The 16,650-nt window shown below is 43.2% G+C and carries 16 protein-coding genes; 3 read left to right on the top strand and 13 right to left on the bottom strand.

Features of this window, described 5'->3' with window-relative positions:
- Positions 1 to 25: 25 nt before the first annotated feature.
- Positions 26 to 1,603 carry an alkaline phosphatase gene (locus F0249_RS14170; protein WP_171757031.1) on the top strand — a complete coding sequence of 526 codons (1,578 nt, stop codon included), beginning with the start codon at positions 26 to 28 and terminating at the stop codon, positions 1,601 to 1,603.
- 104 nt (positions 1,604 to 1,707) lie between these two features.
- On the opposite strand, the gene F0249_RS14165 is transcribed toward F0249_RS14170, so the two are convergent.
- Both F0249_RS14165 and F0249_RS14160 read right to left on the bottom strand, forming a co-directional pair.
- Complete coding sequence (locus tag F0249_RS14165; protein ID WP_171757069.1) at positions 1,708 to 3,384, bottom strand: mechanosensitive ion channel family protein; 1,677 nt, start codon at positions 3,382 to 3,384, stop codon at positions 1,708 to 1,710.
- A 220-nt stretch (positions 3,385 to 3,604) separates the two neighbouring features.
- Complete coding sequence (locus tag F0249_RS14160; protein ID WP_017053080.1) at positions 3,605 to 4,045, bottom strand: YcgN family cysteine cluster protein; 441 nt, start codon at positions 4,043 to 4,045, stop codon at positions 3,605 to 3,607.
- Positions 4,046 to 4,192: 147 nt separating this feature from the next.
- Here F0249_RS14160 and F0249_RS14155 point away from each other — a divergent pair, with 147 nt between their 5' ends.
- Positions 4,193 to 4,441, top strand: a complete 249-nt coding sequence (locus F0249_RS14155) for a YkgJ family cysteine cluster protein (protein ID WP_113799870.1) — start codon at positions 4,193 to 4,195, stop codon at positions 4,439 to 4,441.
- A gap of 29 nt (positions 4,442 to 4,470) precedes the next feature.
- On the opposite strand, the gene recR is transcribed toward F0249_RS14155, so the two are convergent.
- From recR to F0249_RS14125, 6 genes are all read right to left on the bottom strand, one after another.
- Positions 4,471 to 5,070, bottom strand: a complete 600-nt coding sequence (recR, locus tag F0249_RS14150) for a recombination mediator RecR (RefSeq protein ID WP_029203426.1) — start codon at positions 5,068 to 5,070, stop codon at positions 4,471 to 4,473.
- A gap of 17 nt (positions 5,071 to 5,087) precedes the next feature.
- Entirely contained in the window at positions 5,088 to 5,417 is a 330-nt protein-coding gene (locus F0249_RS14145; protein ID WP_113799868.1) for a YbaB/EbfC family nucleoid-associated protein, read from the bottom strand.
- Between the two features lie 76 nt (positions 5,418 to 5,493).
- Positions 5,494 to 7,776, bottom strand: coding sequence for a DNA polymerase III subunit gamma/tau (gene dnaX / locus F0249_RS14140; protein WP_171757030.1), 2,283 nt, complete (start codon positions 7,774 to 7,776; stop codon positions 5,494 to 5,496).
- 57 nt (positions 7,777 to 7,833) lie between these two features.
- Positions 7,834 to 8,379 (bottom strand): adenine phosphoribosyltransferase, encoded by a 546-nt coding sequence (apt, locus tag F0249_RS14135; protein WP_017053076.1) that lies wholly within the window; start codon positions 8,377 to 8,379, stop codon positions 7,834 to 7,836.
- A 164-nt stretch (positions 8,380 to 8,543) separates the two neighbouring features.
- Positions 8,544 to 8,909, bottom strand: coding sequence for a YbaN family protein (locus F0249_RS14130; RefSeq protein ID WP_017053075.1), 366 nt, complete (start codon positions 8,907 to 8,909; stop codon positions 8,544 to 8,546).
- Between the two features lie 390 nt (positions 8,910 to 9,299).
- Complete coding sequence (locus tag F0249_RS14125; RefSeq protein ID WP_029203424.1) at positions 9,300 to 10,403, bottom strand: response regulator; 1,104 nt, start codon at positions 10,401 to 10,403, stop codon at positions 9,300 to 9,302.
- Positions 10,404 to 10,646: 243 nt separating this feature from the next.
- Between F0249_RS14125 and F0249_RS14120 the strand changes: the two genes are divergently transcribed.
- Positions 10,647 to 11,522 carry a LysR family transcriptional regulator gene (locus tag F0249_RS14120; RefSeq protein WP_017053073.1) on the top strand — a complete coding sequence of 292 codons (876 nt, stop codon included), beginning with the start codon at positions 10,647 to 10,649 and terminating at the stop codon, positions 11,520 to 11,522.
- Positions 11,523 to 11,630: 108 nt separating this feature from the next.
- Here the strand turns inward: F0249_RS14120 and purF are convergent, their stop codons facing one another.
- The 5 genes from purF to accD are packed head-to-tail and all read right to left on the bottom strand — an operon-like array spanning position 11,631 to position 16,541.
- Positions 11,631 to 13,145: an amidophosphoribosyltransferase gene (purF, locus tag F0249_RS14115; RefSeq protein ID WP_171757029.1), complete on the bottom strand. Its 1,515-nt coding sequence runs from the start codon at positions 13,143 to 13,145 to the stop codon at positions 11,631 to 11,633.
- A 34-nt stretch (positions 13,146 to 13,179) separates the two neighbouring features.
- Complete coding sequence (locus F0249_RS14110) at positions 13,180 to 13,671, bottom strand: CvpA family protein (protein WP_017053071.1); 492 nt, start codon at positions 13,669 to 13,671, stop codon at positions 13,180 to 13,182.
- A 60-nt stretch (positions 13,672 to 13,731) separates the two neighbouring features.
- Entirely contained in the window at positions 13,732 to 14,307 is a 576-nt protein-coding gene (locus F0249_RS14105; protein WP_017053070.1) for an SPOR domain-containing protein, read from the bottom strand.
- Positions 14,308 to 15,570, bottom strand: a complete 1,263-nt coding sequence (folC, locus tag F0249_RS14100) for a bifunctional tetrahydrofolate synthase/dihydrofolate synthase (protein ID WP_171757028.1) — start codon at positions 15,568 to 15,570, stop codon at positions 14,308 to 14,310.
- A 44-nt stretch (positions 15,571 to 15,614) separates the two neighbouring features.
- Positions 15,615 to 16,541: an acetyl-CoA carboxylase, carboxyltransferase subunit beta gene (gene accD / locus F0249_RS14095; RefSeq protein WP_017053068.1), complete on the bottom strand. Its 927-nt coding sequence runs from the start codon at positions 16,539 to 16,541 to the stop codon at positions 15,615 to 15,617.
- Between the last annotated feature and the right edge of the window lie 109 nt (positions 16,542 to 16,650).

The following is a 16,650-nucleotide window of genomic DNA, read 5'->3' as shown; positions in this document are numbered from 1 at the left end:
CGCTTTTATCAATAAGGAATAGAAAATGAAGCCGTTAATCAAACCACTTATCTTAGCCGCAGCAACCTATACGCTCTCCTTCTCTGCTCTATCTGCTGAGATAAAAAATGTCATCCTAATGATTGGTGATGGCATGGGACCGCAACAAGTTGGTTTACTTGAAACATACGCTAATCGAGCGCCGCACTCCGTATATAAAGGAGAAACAACGGCTATCTATAAGCTCGCTCAACAAGGCGTAATTGGATCATCATTAACTCATCCAGAAGATGCGATTGTGGTTGATTCCGCGTGTTCAGCTACAATGCTAGCAACGGGTATCTATACGGGTTCAGAGGTTGTCGGTATCAACTCAAATGGCGATCATGTTGAAACCGTATTAGAACAGGCAAAACGCATGGGGAAAGCGACTGGGTTGGTGTCAGATACACGTCTAACTCATGCCACTCCAGCCTCTTTTGCGGCTCATCAACCTCATCGTTCTTTAGAGAATGATATTGCATCAGATATGCTACATACTGGTGTTGATGTCATGTTATCTGGTGGTCTGCGTCACTGGATCCCTAAATCAACGAATGACAAAAAACAAACTTATAAAGATCTACAAGCTCTGACTGGCGGTGATGTATACCTTAAATCAAAACGCAAAGATGAGCGAAATCTACTCACTGAAGCCCAAACCGATGGCTACAGCTTAGCATTTAACAAGACCATGTTAGACAATACTCAAGGCGATAAACTGTTAGGGCTTTTTGCCTATTCAGGAATGAATGACGGCATCGCTTATACCAATTCCAAAAACGATCCGAACCGCACTCAACCTTCGCTTAAAGAGATGACAAAAAAAGCACTTAGTGTCTTATCAAAAGATGAGGATGGGTTTTTCTTGATGGTTGAAGGTGGACAAATCGACTGGGCAGGTCATAGCAATGATGCAGGTACAATGCTGCATGAAATGATTAAGTTTGATGAGGCGGTAAACTCGGTCTACCAGTGGGCTCAAGGTCGTGAAGATACAATTATTATCGTCACTGCCGACCATGAGACAGGTTCATTCGGCTTTAGTTACTCTTCAGATAAGTTACCAAAACCAGAAAAACGCACTGGCGAAGCTTTTGAGAAACGCAGTTATGCCCCTAACTTCAATTTCGGAAAGTTTGAAATTTTAGATGGCCTGTACAATCAAAAACAGAGTTATTACGGCATGATCAGCGCATTTGAAAAACTCGATAAAGCCCAACAAACACCAGCAAAACTGGCAGAGATAGTGAACCAAAATAGTGAATTCCCAATTACAGAAGCTCAAGCGGCAAAAGTAATGAAGAGTAAACCCAACCCATATAGACTTGCTGGCCATAAATATTTAGATGCCGAAAATGTACCAGCGATAAACGACTTTGATGCATTTTTCCCTTACAACGACCGTGGTAATTTACTCGCAAGAGAACAAGCAACTGGCCAAAACACCGTTTGGGGTACTGGTACTCATACGCACACGCCAGTGAACGTTTTTGCGTGGGGACCAGCAGAAAACATTATCCCAGTGTCAAAAATTATGCACCACTCTGAACTGGGGCAATATATTAAAGACCAAGTAAAATAATCAGGTCAAAGCGCTCTGAACGGAGCGCTTTTTACTTTAGAGTAGCCATACCGATAAAGTAGTCATACAGATCATATGGAAGAAAGCGTCTGTTACACACCTATTCAGGATTCTTGCTGACCTTTCACCATATGCAGATGAACATCTTGCTGTGGGAATGGAATCGAGATCCCCTCACGATCAAACCTCAGTTTAACCTCTTTCGTTACGTCCCAATACACATCCCAATAATCCTCAGTTTTCACCCAAGGGCGGACTATGAAATCCACAGAAGAAGTGTTCAACGTATGTACTTTAATTGCGGGCTCAGGCGTTCGTAACACAGCAGGATGGGTGGTAACAATGTCAGTCAAAACAGACTCCGCTTTTAGCAAGTCATCGCCATAGCCAATACCAAAAATCATATCGACTCGGCGAACTCTTTCATGCGTCACATTCTTAATCACATCACCCCATATCTTACTATTGGGCACAATAATAATTTGGTTATCAAAGGTTTTGATTGTGGTGTTAACCAAGCTCATATGGCTCACCTTACCATCGACTCCACCAGCAAAAACAAAATCGCCAACATCAAATGGTTTATAAATCAGCAGCATCATACCTGCTGCAAAGTTCGATAACGTATCTTGCAATGCAAAACCGATGATGACACCCGCGATACCGAAACCGGTCAGAACTGGTGTTAAATTAAGCCCTAATTGAGATAGCCCGACTAAAATACCGAGAACCCACACCACATTGCCCGATATGGTGATAAAAAAGTTCTGCATCAATTGCGATAATTTCAGGTTTTTTGATACAACCGCTTTGCTAGTGATCTTACGTACTAACTTTGCCGCAACACTGCTTGCAAACAGAATGAATACAAACACAAATAACTGGAAGACGTGCTGAGGCGCATTGTTCGCCACCCAACTCCAAAGGTCCGAAGACCAATTTGTCACCAAAGACCAGAGCACTTTACTGTCGAGTAAATCCTGAGTGATACTTCCCGTCACTTCAAACATCAAACGCTTATATTCTGAGGTATCAATATCAAGTTTATCGGCAATAGAGAGTATGGAGCGCAAACTATCAACCGCAATATCAAGTCGTTGATTGATGACTAACTGGCTCAATTGAAGCGACGCTTTTTCTGATTCAGGGCTCACCGCTAACTGTTTACCGACACTTTTGACCTGTTGGTTAAAATATTCAACAGATGCATAAGTCAACCTTAGCCGCTTCACTACAAACTCCCGATACATTTTCTCCGGTTTGCTTTCGTCCACCCCGAGGGTTTTAAGCCATTCGATATTTTGCCAATTAGCCTCCACAACCGTATCAAGATAGGTTTGCAACTCTTGAGACTCGTTTAGCATTGCAAGCCGTTGTTCATCCGTGGCGGCATTTATTTTTTCATTAAGCGCTCGGATTTTCTCTTCTAAATAAATCGCAGCGCCTTGGGAGTATTTTTGCTGCATTTTAACTTGAGAAATCAGTTTATCTTTAGGGATGGTTCCTCGGCTAACCGCTCCAGCCAAAAAAGAGCGTAGATCATCATTTTTTTGGAACAGTTGAAGTTGAATCGCGTCTTTCTCATTACCTGTTGCGGTAGTTAATGCATTCGATAACTCTTGAATATCCTGATTAACTTGCGCAATATTTTGCTCCACTTTCGATAAAACCGGAGCCTCAACCTCTTCCTCGGCTAAGGCTCTAGGCATAACAAAAGTGGCAAGTAACACCAACAAACTAAAAAAAGAGAAAATTGAATAGCGACGGAAAAACGGTTCCATGACAACCTCACCTATGACAAGTCTTTGTTTCATATAGATAGTCTAAGTGTACACCACGAGTTCTAAATAAGTGGTGAATATTCGTTAGAGTTTAGTGAATAGTATTTGGGTGGACGAGAACTGGCATGAATCGAAAAAATAAAGCCAGTGGAATTATCCGCTGGCTTTATTTTAGAAATTTGGCTATCTATTGGGCTACGATATATCTTAGTGCATGTCTTTAGTTACGATTTGGGTGATTCAAAATGTGGTCCTCCCAATCAACCACATCAATTTCATATACTACTTTATTTCGTACACTTTCACCCTCTGCGTGCATTGCAGATTTTGAACCTGTGATCAGTGGATGCCATGCAGGTAAAGGTTTTCCTTCCGCTAGCACTCGGTAAGAACAGGTTTCAGGCAACCAGTTAAACTCGTCAACTTTATCGCGAGTTAGCTTCAAGCACTCTTCACCAGATTCAAATCGGTTTGGGTAATCTTTACATGAACAGGTTTTGCTATTGAGTAAGCTGCACGCAACGTTGGTGTAGTAAACATCATCGCTATCTTCATCCATTAATTTATGCAGGCAACACTTCCCACAACCGTCACAAAGAGATTCCCACTCTTGTTCAGTCATTTGTCCTAGGGTTTTCTCTTGCCAGAATGGAGTGCTCATCAGTCTACTTCTTTACTTATTACGTGGGAGGCGATTTATACCGCTATGACACACAAAGTGCAAGGATAAAAAGTTATCCTCCTTGCTGTGCGCATGGATAATTTCTGCTACTATCGCGCCCCTTAATCATTTCAACTGGTACTTATTATGGATTGCAGACTCGGATGTGGCGCTTGTTGTATCGCCCCTAGCATATCTTCTTCTATACCAGGGATGGAAAACGGAAAGCCAGCAGGAGTTCGTTGTATTCAACTTAACGATGACAACTTGTGCAAACTCTTTGGTAAGCCGGAACGACCAAAGGTGTGTCACGCTTTTAAAGCTTGTCCGGATGTTTGCGGGAAAACCAATCAACAAGCACTAGACAACATCACGGAACTCGAACGAATCACCTAAAAAAATGCCGCTCTCGTTGAGCGGCATTTTTAGATTCGTTGTCGACCCAGTAGCGAATGAGACAATGTTGTGCCATCCACCAACTCTAACTCACCACCAACAGGAACACCGTGAGCGATTCGACTTGCGCCAACTTCATGGGCATGGCAAAGCTCAGCAATGTAGTGAGCCGTCGCTTCCCCTTCAACCGTTGGGTTGGTTGCTAAGATAACTTCTGAGATATCTCCACGACGTAAGCGATAATCCAGCGTATCTAAACCAATATCGCTCGGACCAATCCCATCTAATGGAGATAGGTGCCCCATTAAAACAAAAAATCGGCCTGAGAACTGGCCTGTCGCTTCAATGGCTGCGATGTCAGCAGGGCTTTCCACCACACATAACTGTCCATTTTCTTGGCGCTTTGGATTCGTACAGATATGACACGTTTCTTCTTCTGTAAAAGTTCGACACTCATTGCAATGCCCTATTTCAGTCATTGCTTGAGAAAGTGCATCCGCGAGTTGCAGACCACCTTTTCTGTCTCGCTGTAACAAATGAAAGGCCATACGTTGTGCCGACTTGGGACCAACCCCAGGTAGACAGCGTAAGGCCTCCATCAAATGCTCCAGCATATGGCTAGTACGCATTATTTATATCGTTACTCTTAGAATGGCATCTTCATGCCTGGTGGTAATTGCATACCGCCAGTTACTGAGCCCATTTTTTCTTTTTGAGTCTCTTCAACGCGACGAGCAGCATCGTTAAATGCAGCAGCAATAAGATCTTCAAGCATCTCTTTGTCGTCTTCCATCAAGCTTTCGTCGATTTCAACACGGCGAACGCTGTGGCTACCAGTGATAGTAACTTTAACTAGACCAGCACCTGACTCGCCTGTTATTTCCATATTTGCAATTTCTTCTTGAAGCTTTTGCATGCGATCTTGCATTTGCTGGGCTTGCTTCATTAGGTTGCCCATACCGCCTTTACCAAACATGTTAATCTCTCTGGTTTATTGAGTTATGTTCAAATAGATGGGGTTGAATCATCGACTATTCAACCCGCATTCTGCGTTAAATTGGTCGAACACTATCGCGATCAAGCTCTGCCGCAAAGCGTTTTTCAATAAATTGTACGACTGAATCACTTTCTAAGCTGACAAATGCTTGTTGAAGCTTCGCTTGATAGAGTTTTTCGCGTAGTTCCAAAGGTGTTTCACCTTCGTCACTGATCGTCACCGTTAGATGACACTCTTCAGCGTACGCAGTGTTCAGTGCTTGTAGTAGTTCACTCTGTGCACGATCGGTATTCAAGTGGGCTTGTGTCGCCCTTAAGTGAAGTTCAATCGACAAATCTGTTTTCTTAAATGACGAATTCAATGCGAGCTGCTCAACCAATTTAGGAATGTTTAACCCTTGAATGGTTGCAGACCAAGCATCTTCCCCCACAGATTCTTGCAGTAATTTTTCCACCATTTCTGGGGTTTTAATATGCTCTAATGCATTTTTTATCTGAGTCGGTGTAAGCTCTTTTTTCTCTTCAGCCACAACAGGTTTAGATGGACGCCAGCGATATGCTTCATCATCTGGTTTTTTATCTGTTTGCGGCGCATGAGTTTGAGAAAGTGGCGACACCAACTCAGAATTACCGTGCTTTTGCGCTACACGGTCTAATACTGACGTTTTTGCTGATGCCGCTTTAGCCTTTTTTACTGGAGAACCAGACGTTGGCTTGTCGCCGCTTTGATTTCGACGCTGAGAGCGTAACTGATGACGAAGGCTACTCACAGGGGACGCAGGCGTATTGCTCGCGGGTGCTTGAACAGGCCATTCAGCCGGTCTCGTTACAGGCGACTCTTGTGCTGTACCTGAATTCGCATAGGATTCATTCGCATGCTTGCCATCAGAATACGAGCTATCAGGGTACGGACTATTTCCATATTCTGGTGGTACGTTCCCATGATGGTAGTCACTCGGAGGAACATCATCATACTGCGGAACCATCTGATCATAATGCGGATCAGAGACAGGGGCTTGCGAAGCTTGATTGTACTGAGCTTGCGATTGCGGCGTTGGCACAGCCTGTCGTGGACTAGATGGTGCAGGAGTAACAGGAGCTGGCTGATCTTGACCAACAGACTGAGACGGTGCTCTTTGAGAAGCACTCGGCTGAGGCTCAGGTTTGCTGCGTAGCTCTTGCTGACTTGGCGCAGTTTCCAGTACAGAAGCTGCGGTATTGTCGCTGCTCGTAATAGCACTTGCTTCGACGTTTTGTGCAGGGCGAAATGCCATCATACGTAAGACAATCATCTCTAACCCAACACGTTCAGTTGGAGAGAGAGGTAAATCCTCACGACCTTTAAGTGCAATCTGATAATAGAGCTGTACGTCTTGCGGCGTTAAGCTTTTAGCCAACAACTCAATTTTAGCCGCATCAGGTTGGCTTTGATCCAGTGTTGATGGTAAAGCTTGGTACATAGCAACACGGTGCAACTGAGTAGACAACTGGCGCAGTAAGCCATCCCACTCAACACCATTTTCCGCAAGCGTTTGGATACTATCCATTGCCACTTGAGCTTGCTTGCTGCTAATCGCCTCTAACAAATGGATCGCTTGATCGGTATCAAGCGTACCTAACATATGAGCAACCGTATCAGTGATAATACTGCCATTACCCAAAGCAATCGCTTGATCAGTCAAGCTCAACGCATCACGCATACTGCCGTCAGCAGCGTGCGAGATCATGCCTAGAGCACGAGCATCTGCTGTGACTTGCTCTTGTTCTAAAATTCGGTCTAACTGCTGGTGAATATTATCAACGCTGATTGGCTTCAAATGGAATTGAAGACAACGAGATAAAATCGTCACCGGCAGTTTTTGCGGGTCTGTGGTCGCAAGAAGGAATTTCACATATTCTGGCGGCTCTTCTAACGTCTTTAAAAGCGCGTTAAAACTGTGCCTTGAGAGCATGTGAACTTCATCGATCAGGTAAACCTTAAATCGACCACGAGCCGGTTTATACTGAACGTTGTCGAGTAGTTCTCGAGTATCTTCAACCTTAGTACGAGACGCTGCATCAATCTCTAATAAATCAACAAATCGCCCTTCATCAATTTCACGGCATGTAGAACATTCACCACAAGGTTCGGAAGTAATTCCCGTTTCACAGTTTAGCCCCTTAGCAAAGAGGCGACCGATGGAGGTTTTTCCCACACCTCGAGTGCCACTGAACAGGTAAGCATGGTGCAACCTATTCTGGCTAAGTGCGTTCTCCAATGCTGTAAGAACATGGGCTTGACCAACCACTTCATTAAATTTGGTTGGACGCCATTTTCGCGCTAAGGCAAGATAACTCATTAACTAATTTCCAACGAATTTGTATATAACAACGTTTTCATTCTTACGATTGGCAGATTAATGCCCTTCAAATTCGCAAATGCTGTATACGTTCAGGTCTAAACCTTGAAGGCGCTTCTCACCACCAATTTCTGGCAAGTTGATAACAAAAGCAGCATGCTCCACCACACCACCTAATTGGCGGATAAGCTTAGTTGTCGCTTCAATAGTGCCACCAGTCGCCAGCAGGTCATCAACAACAAGAACTTTATCACCTTCCACAATCGCATCTGTGTGAATTTCTAGTGTATCAACACCATACTCTAGCTCATAAGTTTGCGCGATAGTGTTGCGAGGCAGTTTTCCAGGTTTACGAACTGGGACAAAACCAACCCCTAATTCTAAAGCAAGAGGAGCACCAAATAGGAACCCACGAGCTTCCGTTCCTACCACTTTGGTAAAGCCCATGCCTTGGTATTTTTCTACCAGCAATTGAATTGTTGCGCGGTATGCCGCTGGGTCTTCCATCAAGCTTGTTACATCACGGAATAAAATGCCCGCTTTTGGGTAATCTTGGATGCTTTTGATGCTTGATTTGATCAGAGAAATTGTTTCTGTAGTCATAATAATAAATTTACTTAGATTGGCTCATTACATCCTAAATATTATTTTTTTATCGCAAGGGGTAAAGAACGGTTAGTTCTCAACAGTTATCAATAAGGCTGAATATTCATAATGCTGAAAAAACAAACGCCCACTTCGAAAAGCAGGCACATTTCTACGTAATGCTAGTGATTTTCTTGCCGGTTAGCAACTGGCTCGTGCACTGGGATACGAACAAACCAAGTGATCAGCACCACAAGCATAGCAATCAGGGTAAATTTCACCCAAAGAATCGGGGCAATGAAGATAGAAAAAGAGAAACTCAACAGAATGAGAACCAAACCGCGCATTTTAACTTTGCTCGTAACAGCGCCGTTTCTTTGCCAGTTTTCTAGAATGGGGCCAAGCGTTTTTTGAGTATGCAACCAGTGATGGAACCGAGGACTACTGCGGACAAAGCAAGCACTAGAAAGCAATAAAAAGGGTGTGGTAGGTAAGAGTGGCAGCACGATCCCCACGATACCCAGTAGAAGACTAAGGCCACCAATCACATTCAATCCTAAATGCCGAATACTGATGATGACCTCCTATCTGCTCAACATGAGCTTAAATTGACGTAGTATCGCTTAAAAAACAGCGTAACCATTGAATATACGAATCCACGTCAGTGTTGCAGGTAGTGTCGGAATTAGCAATGCTGCCACTAACCCCAAAAAATAAAAAATATTATACGGTTCGTTAAATGTTTCGTTGTCTGCCATGAGCTCTTCCAGATGTAGATGTTTCACTTTTCCACTCAATACCGTTAACCAAAAGTTAATGGGTTGAGTGTTAATTGTTTTAGGTGGCAGACTATACCTGAAAGCAATTAACAGAAAAACCGACGCTATGTAAGGTTATTACTATGTAATATTGCTATTTATGTATCTTGCTATGAAAGACTATTGGCTAGAGCCTTGATGAATATCTAAACTAAAGCTGCTTGCCCCCAACTTACTCAATGAGAGCTGGCAGCCAGACTGAATCGGTAAATCCATTGTGATGAAATTTTTAACGCAATTTTCCCCTAACCGAACTCCCGCGGGAAGGTGCTGACTTACATATCCATTTGACCACTGCCCATCTAAACCCGCAGGTAAGATAGACAACGTACCTTGCGATAAATCAGCGACACCAAATAACGCCTCAACTGGCGCAGCACACTCTGAACAAGCGAGCCCTTTCTCCAGAATTTCCGCCATATCTTTGAGATCGGCATTGAAGCACTTCAAATTACGTAAGTAATCATCAAAAAGTGCACGAACTAGCAAAGTCGTGGCAACTCCACCCTCCTCTATTGAAGAGGAATCGACGAGATAAAAAGCAAACTGTCCGTTGATCAACCAAGCATAATCAAAAACCAACGGCATGTTATCGATTGACTGTAATAATCGATAACTGCACTTCCAGCTGCCTTGAGATGTATCTTTGTCGGGTAACAACGCATGAAGCAAGCTACGAGCCGAGGATGGATTATTCTCTAAATACTCTAAATGCCAATGCAATTCTTGATCCGCTGGTATGTCACCACCATCATCCACGCGAAACCATTGGCTGGCAAAATCGCGCTGATCGGCGAGGTGGTTAAACGTATCCTCTAAGGTATTTTCAATTGCAGAGGTTAGATGCTCATGGTTATCGATGGGTTTGGGTAAAAAATCTTTAATCCCGAAACGCAATGCTTTGGCAACATCTGACATCTCTTCTGTTGCAGAAACAACAATCAATGGAAGCGATGGGTACTCTAAACTGACCTCTTCTACAAATTCGATGCCGTCTAATATTGGCATTGAGAGATCACACAGAATCAGATCAGGTTCTGAATGTCTTAACTTCTGTAAGCCATCTAAACCATTCTCCGCTTCAATAATTTTGTAGCCCTGAACTTCTAAATACGCTGTTGTGATGCGTCGAAAGATAGGGTCATCATCGACCAACATGATCAGTTTTGGGTTGATCGCTTCTTGTGCCGAGGTCATTATGGATCGACTGTGAGTTTTATACATAAGCTTGCGCCTCACAATGCTTAGTCAATTAATCATTGTATTTTTTATTATTGTTGTTCAAATACACACTAATATAAAAAGTAGCCTCGAAATGCCATTTATACAAATGCGCCACTCGTTATTAGTGATGCATACTATATATATGGATTATTGTAAATGACGCAACATGTTGATGTGACGCAAACATTGATCACGGATTTGCGTTTAAATTAACTGGATTCGTAACAAAGTGTGTCTGAAAGTATGAAATTAGACGATTTAAACCTATTTCGACTCGTTGTCGAAAATGGAAGCTATACTGCAACATCGCGTAAAACCATGATTCCTGTTGCAACAATTACCCGACGTATCCAAGCTCTAGAGGATTCTTTAAACTTAAGGCTTTTAAATCGTCACGCTCGCAAACTCTCATTAACCGAGGCTGGCGAACGTTTTTTCAATGAATGCTCTCCTCTATTGCAGAGTTTAGCCTCAACCACGGAAGAGCTAACGGACGAATGTCGTGGTGCCTCTGGTAAAATTAAAATATCGGCACCATCAAACTTAACAAAGCGCATGATGATGCCAATGTTTTGTGAGTTCATGAAAAAGTATCCTGATATTAATCTGGAGCTAACCATGAGCAATCAAGCCGATCAGCTCGACCCAACAGAGTGGGATGTTATTTTCCGCGTCGGTCCACAAAGAGATTCGAGCCTGATCGCAAGAAAACTGAGTGAAGTAAAAGATATTTTAGTAGCGAGTCCTGACTATTTGGCAGCCCACCCGGCTCCTACGCATGCTGAAGAGCTAACACAACATTCATTGTTGAAAGGTCGCCCATTAATCAAATGGCAACTGACAAACTCGAACGGTGAAACCATTGTTAACTGTGAGAAAGGTCGATTCCAAGCCAATGCACTGAATGTGATTCGTCATGCTTGTTCTGATGGGCTTGGGATTACGCTGATGCCAGATGTCATGATCAGAGAGTACATTGAAGACGGCAGCCTTGTTCAGATCCTTGAGGAATGGAGTGCAAACTCGCGTGATATCTACATGCTTTACAATCACAAAGATCACCTACCAGAAAAAGTGCGTCTGTTTATCGACTTTATGATTGCCTACAGCCTTCATTAAACGTTGGTTTCCGCGACAATAAAAAAACCCAGAGCCTGTTGACTCTGGGTTTTCTTTTTCAACTAGATAACTGAAATTCTTGAAGAACGAATGTTAAACATCAAGAATTTAGGCTCCTTCATTATGCAGTTCTAAATTGGCTAAATCTTGCTGCATTTCTCGTGCAGTTTTCGAGTCATCATTGCGCAACGATTCTAGAAAATCGAGGTAGTTTTGATCGATATCACCCGTCACATATTCACCATTAAATACCGACGCATCAAAACGCGCAATATCTTGATTACTAAGACCGACGGCATCCACTAAGTCTTCAAGTTTTTGATAGATTAACGCATCGGCACCGATATGATTGCAAATAGTTTGGTTATCACGGCCATGAGCAATTAACTCACTTGCACTTGGCATATCAATACCATACACATTCGGGAATCGAACTTCTGGCGCAGCTGACACCATAAAGACTTTCTTCGCCCCTGAATCTCGAGCCATCTCAATGATCTGTTCAGACGTTGTACCGCGAACAATTGAATCATCCACAAGAAGAACATTTTTATCTTTAAATTCAGAGCGAATTGCATTCAGTTTACGGCGAACGGACTTCTTACGTTGCTGCTGCCCCGGCATGATAAAAGTACGCCCAACATAACGGTTTTTAACAAACCCTTGACGATATGGAGTGTCGATCGCTTGGGCTATTTGCAAGGCAATATCGCAAGATGTTTCTGGGATAGGAATAACAACATCAATGTCTAGATGTGAAAATTCATCTTTAATGCGCTCACCTAGCTTTTTTCCCATCTCTACGCGTGCGCTATATACTGATATTTTATCAATAAACGAATCTGGGCGTGCGAAGTAAACGAATTCAAAAATGCAAGGATTCAACTGAGGGTTGTCGGCACATTGCTTAGTAAAGAGTTGACCATCAAACGCAACGTAAATCGCTTCGCCCGGCGCAACATCACGAACAAAATCAAAACCAACCGCATCCAGTGCAACTGACTCTGAAGCCACCATGTATTCAAATTGTCCATTCACTTCGCGCTTACCTAAGCACAAAGGACGGATACCATGAGGGTCACGAAACGCCACCATGCCATGTCCGATGATCATTGCCGTAACCGCGTAAGCGCCACGGATAGTTCGATGGACATTCGCGACAGCACGAAATACATCTTCAGATGTCACGTTCCCTTTAACAGTATCAATCTCATGAGCAAGAACGTTGAGTAACACTTCTGAGTCTGAAGTGGTGTTAACGTGGCGGCGGTCTTTTTCAAAGAGTTTTTCACGCACGTCATTCACGTTAGTCAAATTACCGTTATGAGCTAAGGTGATACCAAATGGGGAGTTAACATAAAATGGCTGCGCTTCAGAAGCACTTGAACTACCTGCTGTTGGGTAACGAACATGGCCGATACCAACGTTGCCCTGTAGACGTTGCATGTGTTTTGCTTCAAAGACATCTTTCACTAAACCATTTGCTTTACGCAGACGGAAACGATTGCTTTCTATGGTAACAATACCAGCAGCATCTTGGCCACGGTGCTGTAAAACCGTTAGCGCGTCATAGATAGACTGGTTTACAGGTGATGTACCCACGATTCCAACAATCCCACACATGTCCTAATCCTCAATTTGGCGACAGTTACTGGCGCTAAACTGCGCCAGATAAGAAACTTGATGTTGCTTGTAAATGTTCGAAGAACGGAGCAATGATTCGACTAAATTCAGGAACCAATTGCGAGTTCTTCCACCACTCAGAACTTGGGAAGGCGGTGAATGTATCCATAAAAAACAGCAGTGCTGACACAATTAGAATTCCACGTAAGCCGCCGAAAACGACACCAAGAACTCTATCTGTACCCGATAACCCTGTTTTTTGCACTAGCTGACCGATAACATAGTTAACTAGAGCCCCAACTACGAGCGTTGCAACAAATAGTGCTGCGATTGCGGCTCCGTTGCGGAACATATCATCTGCAATATTGGTAAAATACACCGCAAGTTTTGCGTAGTATTGGCTGGCAATAAAAAATGCACCACACCAAATCACCAATGACAATGCTTCCTTTGCAAAGCCGCGAACTAAACTGATCAGAGCTGAAAATCCGACCACACCTAAAATGACAAAATCTAACCAATTCATGAATTCTACATCTCAGTTGGCGCGCATTTTAACAGAAAAAAACGCGACGCAAACGTTTTCTTATGGGTTTAGTGGTTTAAATTTGAGCAATTGACCTTTAGAACCAGTTATTTTTTCCAATTCTTTAACTTGTCGCTCAAGTTTCGTTTTTGATACATCAGGGCCAATAATAATACGAGTAAATGAATTTTCTTTCTTCGTATGAGCTTGGTAACCTCGTTTCTTTAGATCCTTCACTAAGTTTTTAGCATTATCTGCACTCTTTAATGCCATCAGTTGAATGATCCACGCACTGTCTTGATAATCGTTCTTTTCAGGTACGACTTTCGCAACCGTTTTTACCTGATCCTTAGATGCAGATGTCGTCGAAGGCTTCGAGCTATTTACATCCGAGCGATCCACATTCGAATCAAGTACAACTTCTACAGGTGAATCAGGCAGAACCGATTCATCTTCAATGGGATCCAGCAACTCGAAAGTTTCTACGTCACTATCAAGCTCTGGTTTAATTGGGATGCTGGCAAACTCTTCTTTGTAATGCAGTTTTTGACCATCTAAAACATCGGGTAAAACAATCACACCCATCGCAACCAGTATGATCGTTCCAACTAAGCGGCTTTGAAATTTACTTGCCATCTAGATTCCTTTTTTTTGCCAGTAATCGAGTACTTCACCTACGGTATGAAATGAACCGACTACAAGGATTAGTTCTTTATCTTTCGCGGTAGCCAACGCAGCGTTAAAAGCATCAACAGGCGTAAGGTACTGCTCTACATCATTTTCAAGTGACTGACACAATTCCGAGGCCAGAGCCGCTCTAGGCCCAGAAAGAGACGCAGGATACCAATAGTTGGCTATGGGTTTTAGTGCCTCAAGTGTCGTCGCGACATCTTTATCATGCAGCATCGCAACGACAACATGGATCGAATGATCTGAATAGTGCGCCTGCATCTGCTTAACTAAATATTCAGCAGAATGGGGGTTATGAGCGACATCAAGGATGATCTTCGGAGCCTCGGAGAGCATCTGCATTCGACCAGGCAGTGATGCAGCTTTAAGCCCATTAACAATATTCACGTCGCTAACATCAAGTTCAGCGCAACCCAATGCCATTATCGCTGTGGCGGCGTTAGGTAAAGGCAACTGAGGAATAGGTAAAGCCTCTAACGTAAACGACCCACTTTTCCATACCCAAGTATCACCTGTTAGCGAGTAATCAAATTGAATACCGACTTGATGAAACTCTGCATTAATATCATCGGCATGAGCGGCAACAGTTGCAGGAGGCTTAGGTTGCCCACAAATAGCAGGTTTGTTAGAACGGAAAATTCCCGCTTTTTCAAAACCTATCACGTTAATATCATCACCAAGCCAATCGACATGATCAACCGCTAAACTGGTAATAACAGAAACATCATGGTCAACAACGTTTGTCGCGTCTAAACGACCACCTAAACCAACTTCCAGCAACACAATATCGACCTGTTCCGTTTGAAACAGTCTCAGAGCTGCCAAGGTGCCATATTCGAAAAAGCTTAAACTGATTTCACCACGCTGTTGCTCAATATAAGAAAAAGCCTGTGCATGTTTTTCATCAGGTAGATCTTGACCATTAACACGTACGCGTTCGTTATAACGGATCAGATGGGGAGAGCTATAAACACCAACAGAATAGCCTGCATCAAGCAAGATGGCTTCCATTAAGGCACAGGTAGAGCCCTTGCCATTTGTTCCAGCAACGGTGATGATTTTAGGTGCGGGTTTAGTAAGCTTGGTTTGAGCAGCAACGGCTTGTACGCGATCTAAGCCTAAGTCGATAGCACTCGTGTGGATGTTCGATAAATAATCAAGCCACATCGATAGAGGTGATGTGGCTTGTGGGATTGGGTTTTGACTCATCTAACTAATAACCATCAATTAATATTGGTTTGTTAGCGACTACTTTACCCTTTTTCAGAAGCTTCTGGTACTTCATAAGTCGTTTCATTTGGTGAATCGTTCACAGAAACTACTAATGGAGAGCTATGATTCGTCATTTTCGCAACTAAACTGCCGACACGCTGACGCATTTCACGGCGGTCAACGATCATATCGATAGCACCATGATCAAGCAAAAACTCACTACGCTGGAAACCTTCAGGTAAGTCTTCACGTACGGTTTGTTCAATAACACGACGACCAGCAAAACCAATTAACGCTTTAGGCTCACCGATATTGATGTCGCCTAGCATAGCTAAACTCGCTGAAACACCACCCATTGTTGGGTCTGTCATCACAGATACAAACGGTAATCCTTTTGAAGACAATCGCTCAAGAGCCGCGCTGGTTTTTGCCATTTGCATTAATGACATCAGTGCTTCTTGCATACGAGCGCCGCCACTTGCAGAGAAACAAACGAGGCCACAATTACTTGCGATAGCCGCATCAACAGCCGCGACAAAACGAGCACCGACTACAGAGCCCATTGAACCGCCCATGAATGAGAATTCAAAAGCACAAGCTACCAATGGCATGCCTAGCAACTCACCCTGCATAACAACAAGCGCATCTTTTTCACCGCTATTCTTCTGCGCAATTGAGATTCGCTCTTTGTAACGCTTAGAGTCTTTAAATTTCAGTTTATCTTGTGGTTCAAACTCAGTCGCAAGCTCAACACGATTATTCTCATCTAAAAACGTTTCTAAACGACGACGAGCCTTCATGCGCATGTGATGATCACACTTAGGGCAAACTTCTAGGTTACGCTCTAGTTCTGCATGATAAAGAACCTGTTCACATGAAGTACATTTTGTCCAAACCCCTTCAGGGATAGACGCTTTACGTGAAGTAACGATGTTGCTTTTTTCTAAAATTTTTTCAAGCCAACTCATGGAAGACCTTTTCTGTCAGCTCTTTCACTTGATTGCGAAAGATGTAAATTTGGAATATATGCGTGAGGATTAAACCACAATAAATGGCAAGTGTAGATAAAAAACTGGT

Origin of the sequence: Vibrio sp. 03-59-1 (genome assembly GCF_013114135.1) — a bacterium.
Lineage (GTDB): Bacteria > Pseudomonadota > Gammaproteobacteria > Enterobacterales > Vibrionaceae > Vibrio > Vibrio cortegadensis.
The sequence above is the reverse complement of the archived record's forward strand: the minus strand, read 5'-3'. Positions and strand labels throughout refer to the sequence as shown.

Excerpts from the sequence above, each read along its gene's own strand:
- F0249_RS14155 (WP_113799870.1), top strand. The coding sequence starts at position 4,193 with ATGGATTGCAGACTCGGATGTGGCGCTTGTTGTATCGCCCCTAGCATA.
- F0249_RS14170 (WP_171757031.1), top strand. The coding sequence starts at position 26 with ATGAAGCCGTTAATCAAACCACTTATCTTAGCCGCAGCAACCTATACG.
- F0249_RS14160 (WP_017053080.1), bottom strand. The coding sequence starts at position 4,045 with ATGAGCACTCCATTCTGGCAAGAGAAAACCCTAGGACAAATGACTGAA.
- F0249_RS14110 (WP_017053071.1), bottom strand. The coding sequence starts at position 13,671 with ATGAATTGGTTAGATTTTGTCATTTTAGGTGTGGTCGGATTTTCAGCT.
- apt (WP_017053076.1), bottom strand. The coding sequence starts at position 8,379 with ATGACTACAGAAACAATTTCTCTGATCAAATCAAGCATCAAAAGCATC.
- purF (WP_171757029.1), bottom strand. The coding sequence starts at position 13,145 with ATGTGTGGGATTGTTGGAATCGTGGGTACATCACCTGTAAACCAGTCT.
- recR (WP_029203426.1), bottom strand. The coding sequence starts at position 5,070 with ATGCGTACTAGCCATATGCTGGAGCATTTGATGGAGGCCTTACGCTGT.
- dnaX (WP_171757030.1), bottom strand. The coding sequence starts at position 7,776 with ATGAGTTATCTTGCCTTAGCGCGAAAATGGCGTCCAACCAAATTTAAT.
- F0249_RS14145 (WP_113799868.1), bottom strand. The coding sequence starts at position 5,417 with ATGTTTGGTAAAGGCGGTATGGGCAACCTAATGAAGCAAGCCCAGCAA.
- F0249_RS14120 (WP_017053073.1), top strand. The coding sequence starts at position 10,647 with ATGAAATTAGACGATTTAAACCTATTTCGACTCGTTGTCGAAAATGGA.
- F0249_RS14125 (WP_029203424.1), bottom strand. The coding sequence starts at position 10,403 with ATGTATAAAACTCACAGTCGATCCATAATGACCTCGGCACAAGAAGCG.
- F0249_RS14105 (WP_017053070.1), bottom strand. The coding sequence starts at position 14,307 with ATGGCAAGTAAATTTCAAAGCCGCTTAGTTGGAACGATCATACTGGTT.
- accD (WP_017053068.1), bottom strand. The coding sequence starts at position 16,541 with ATGAGTTGGCTTGAAAAAATTTTAGAAAAAAGCAACATCGTTACTTCA.
- F0249_RS14165 (WP_171757069.1), bottom strand. The coding sequence starts at position 3,384 with ATGGAACCGTTTTTCCGTCGCTATTCAATTTTCTCTTTTTTTAGTTTG.
- folC (WP_171757028.1), bottom strand. The coding sequence starts at position 15,570 with ATGAGTCAAAACCCAATCCCACAAGCCACATCACCTCTATCGATGTGG.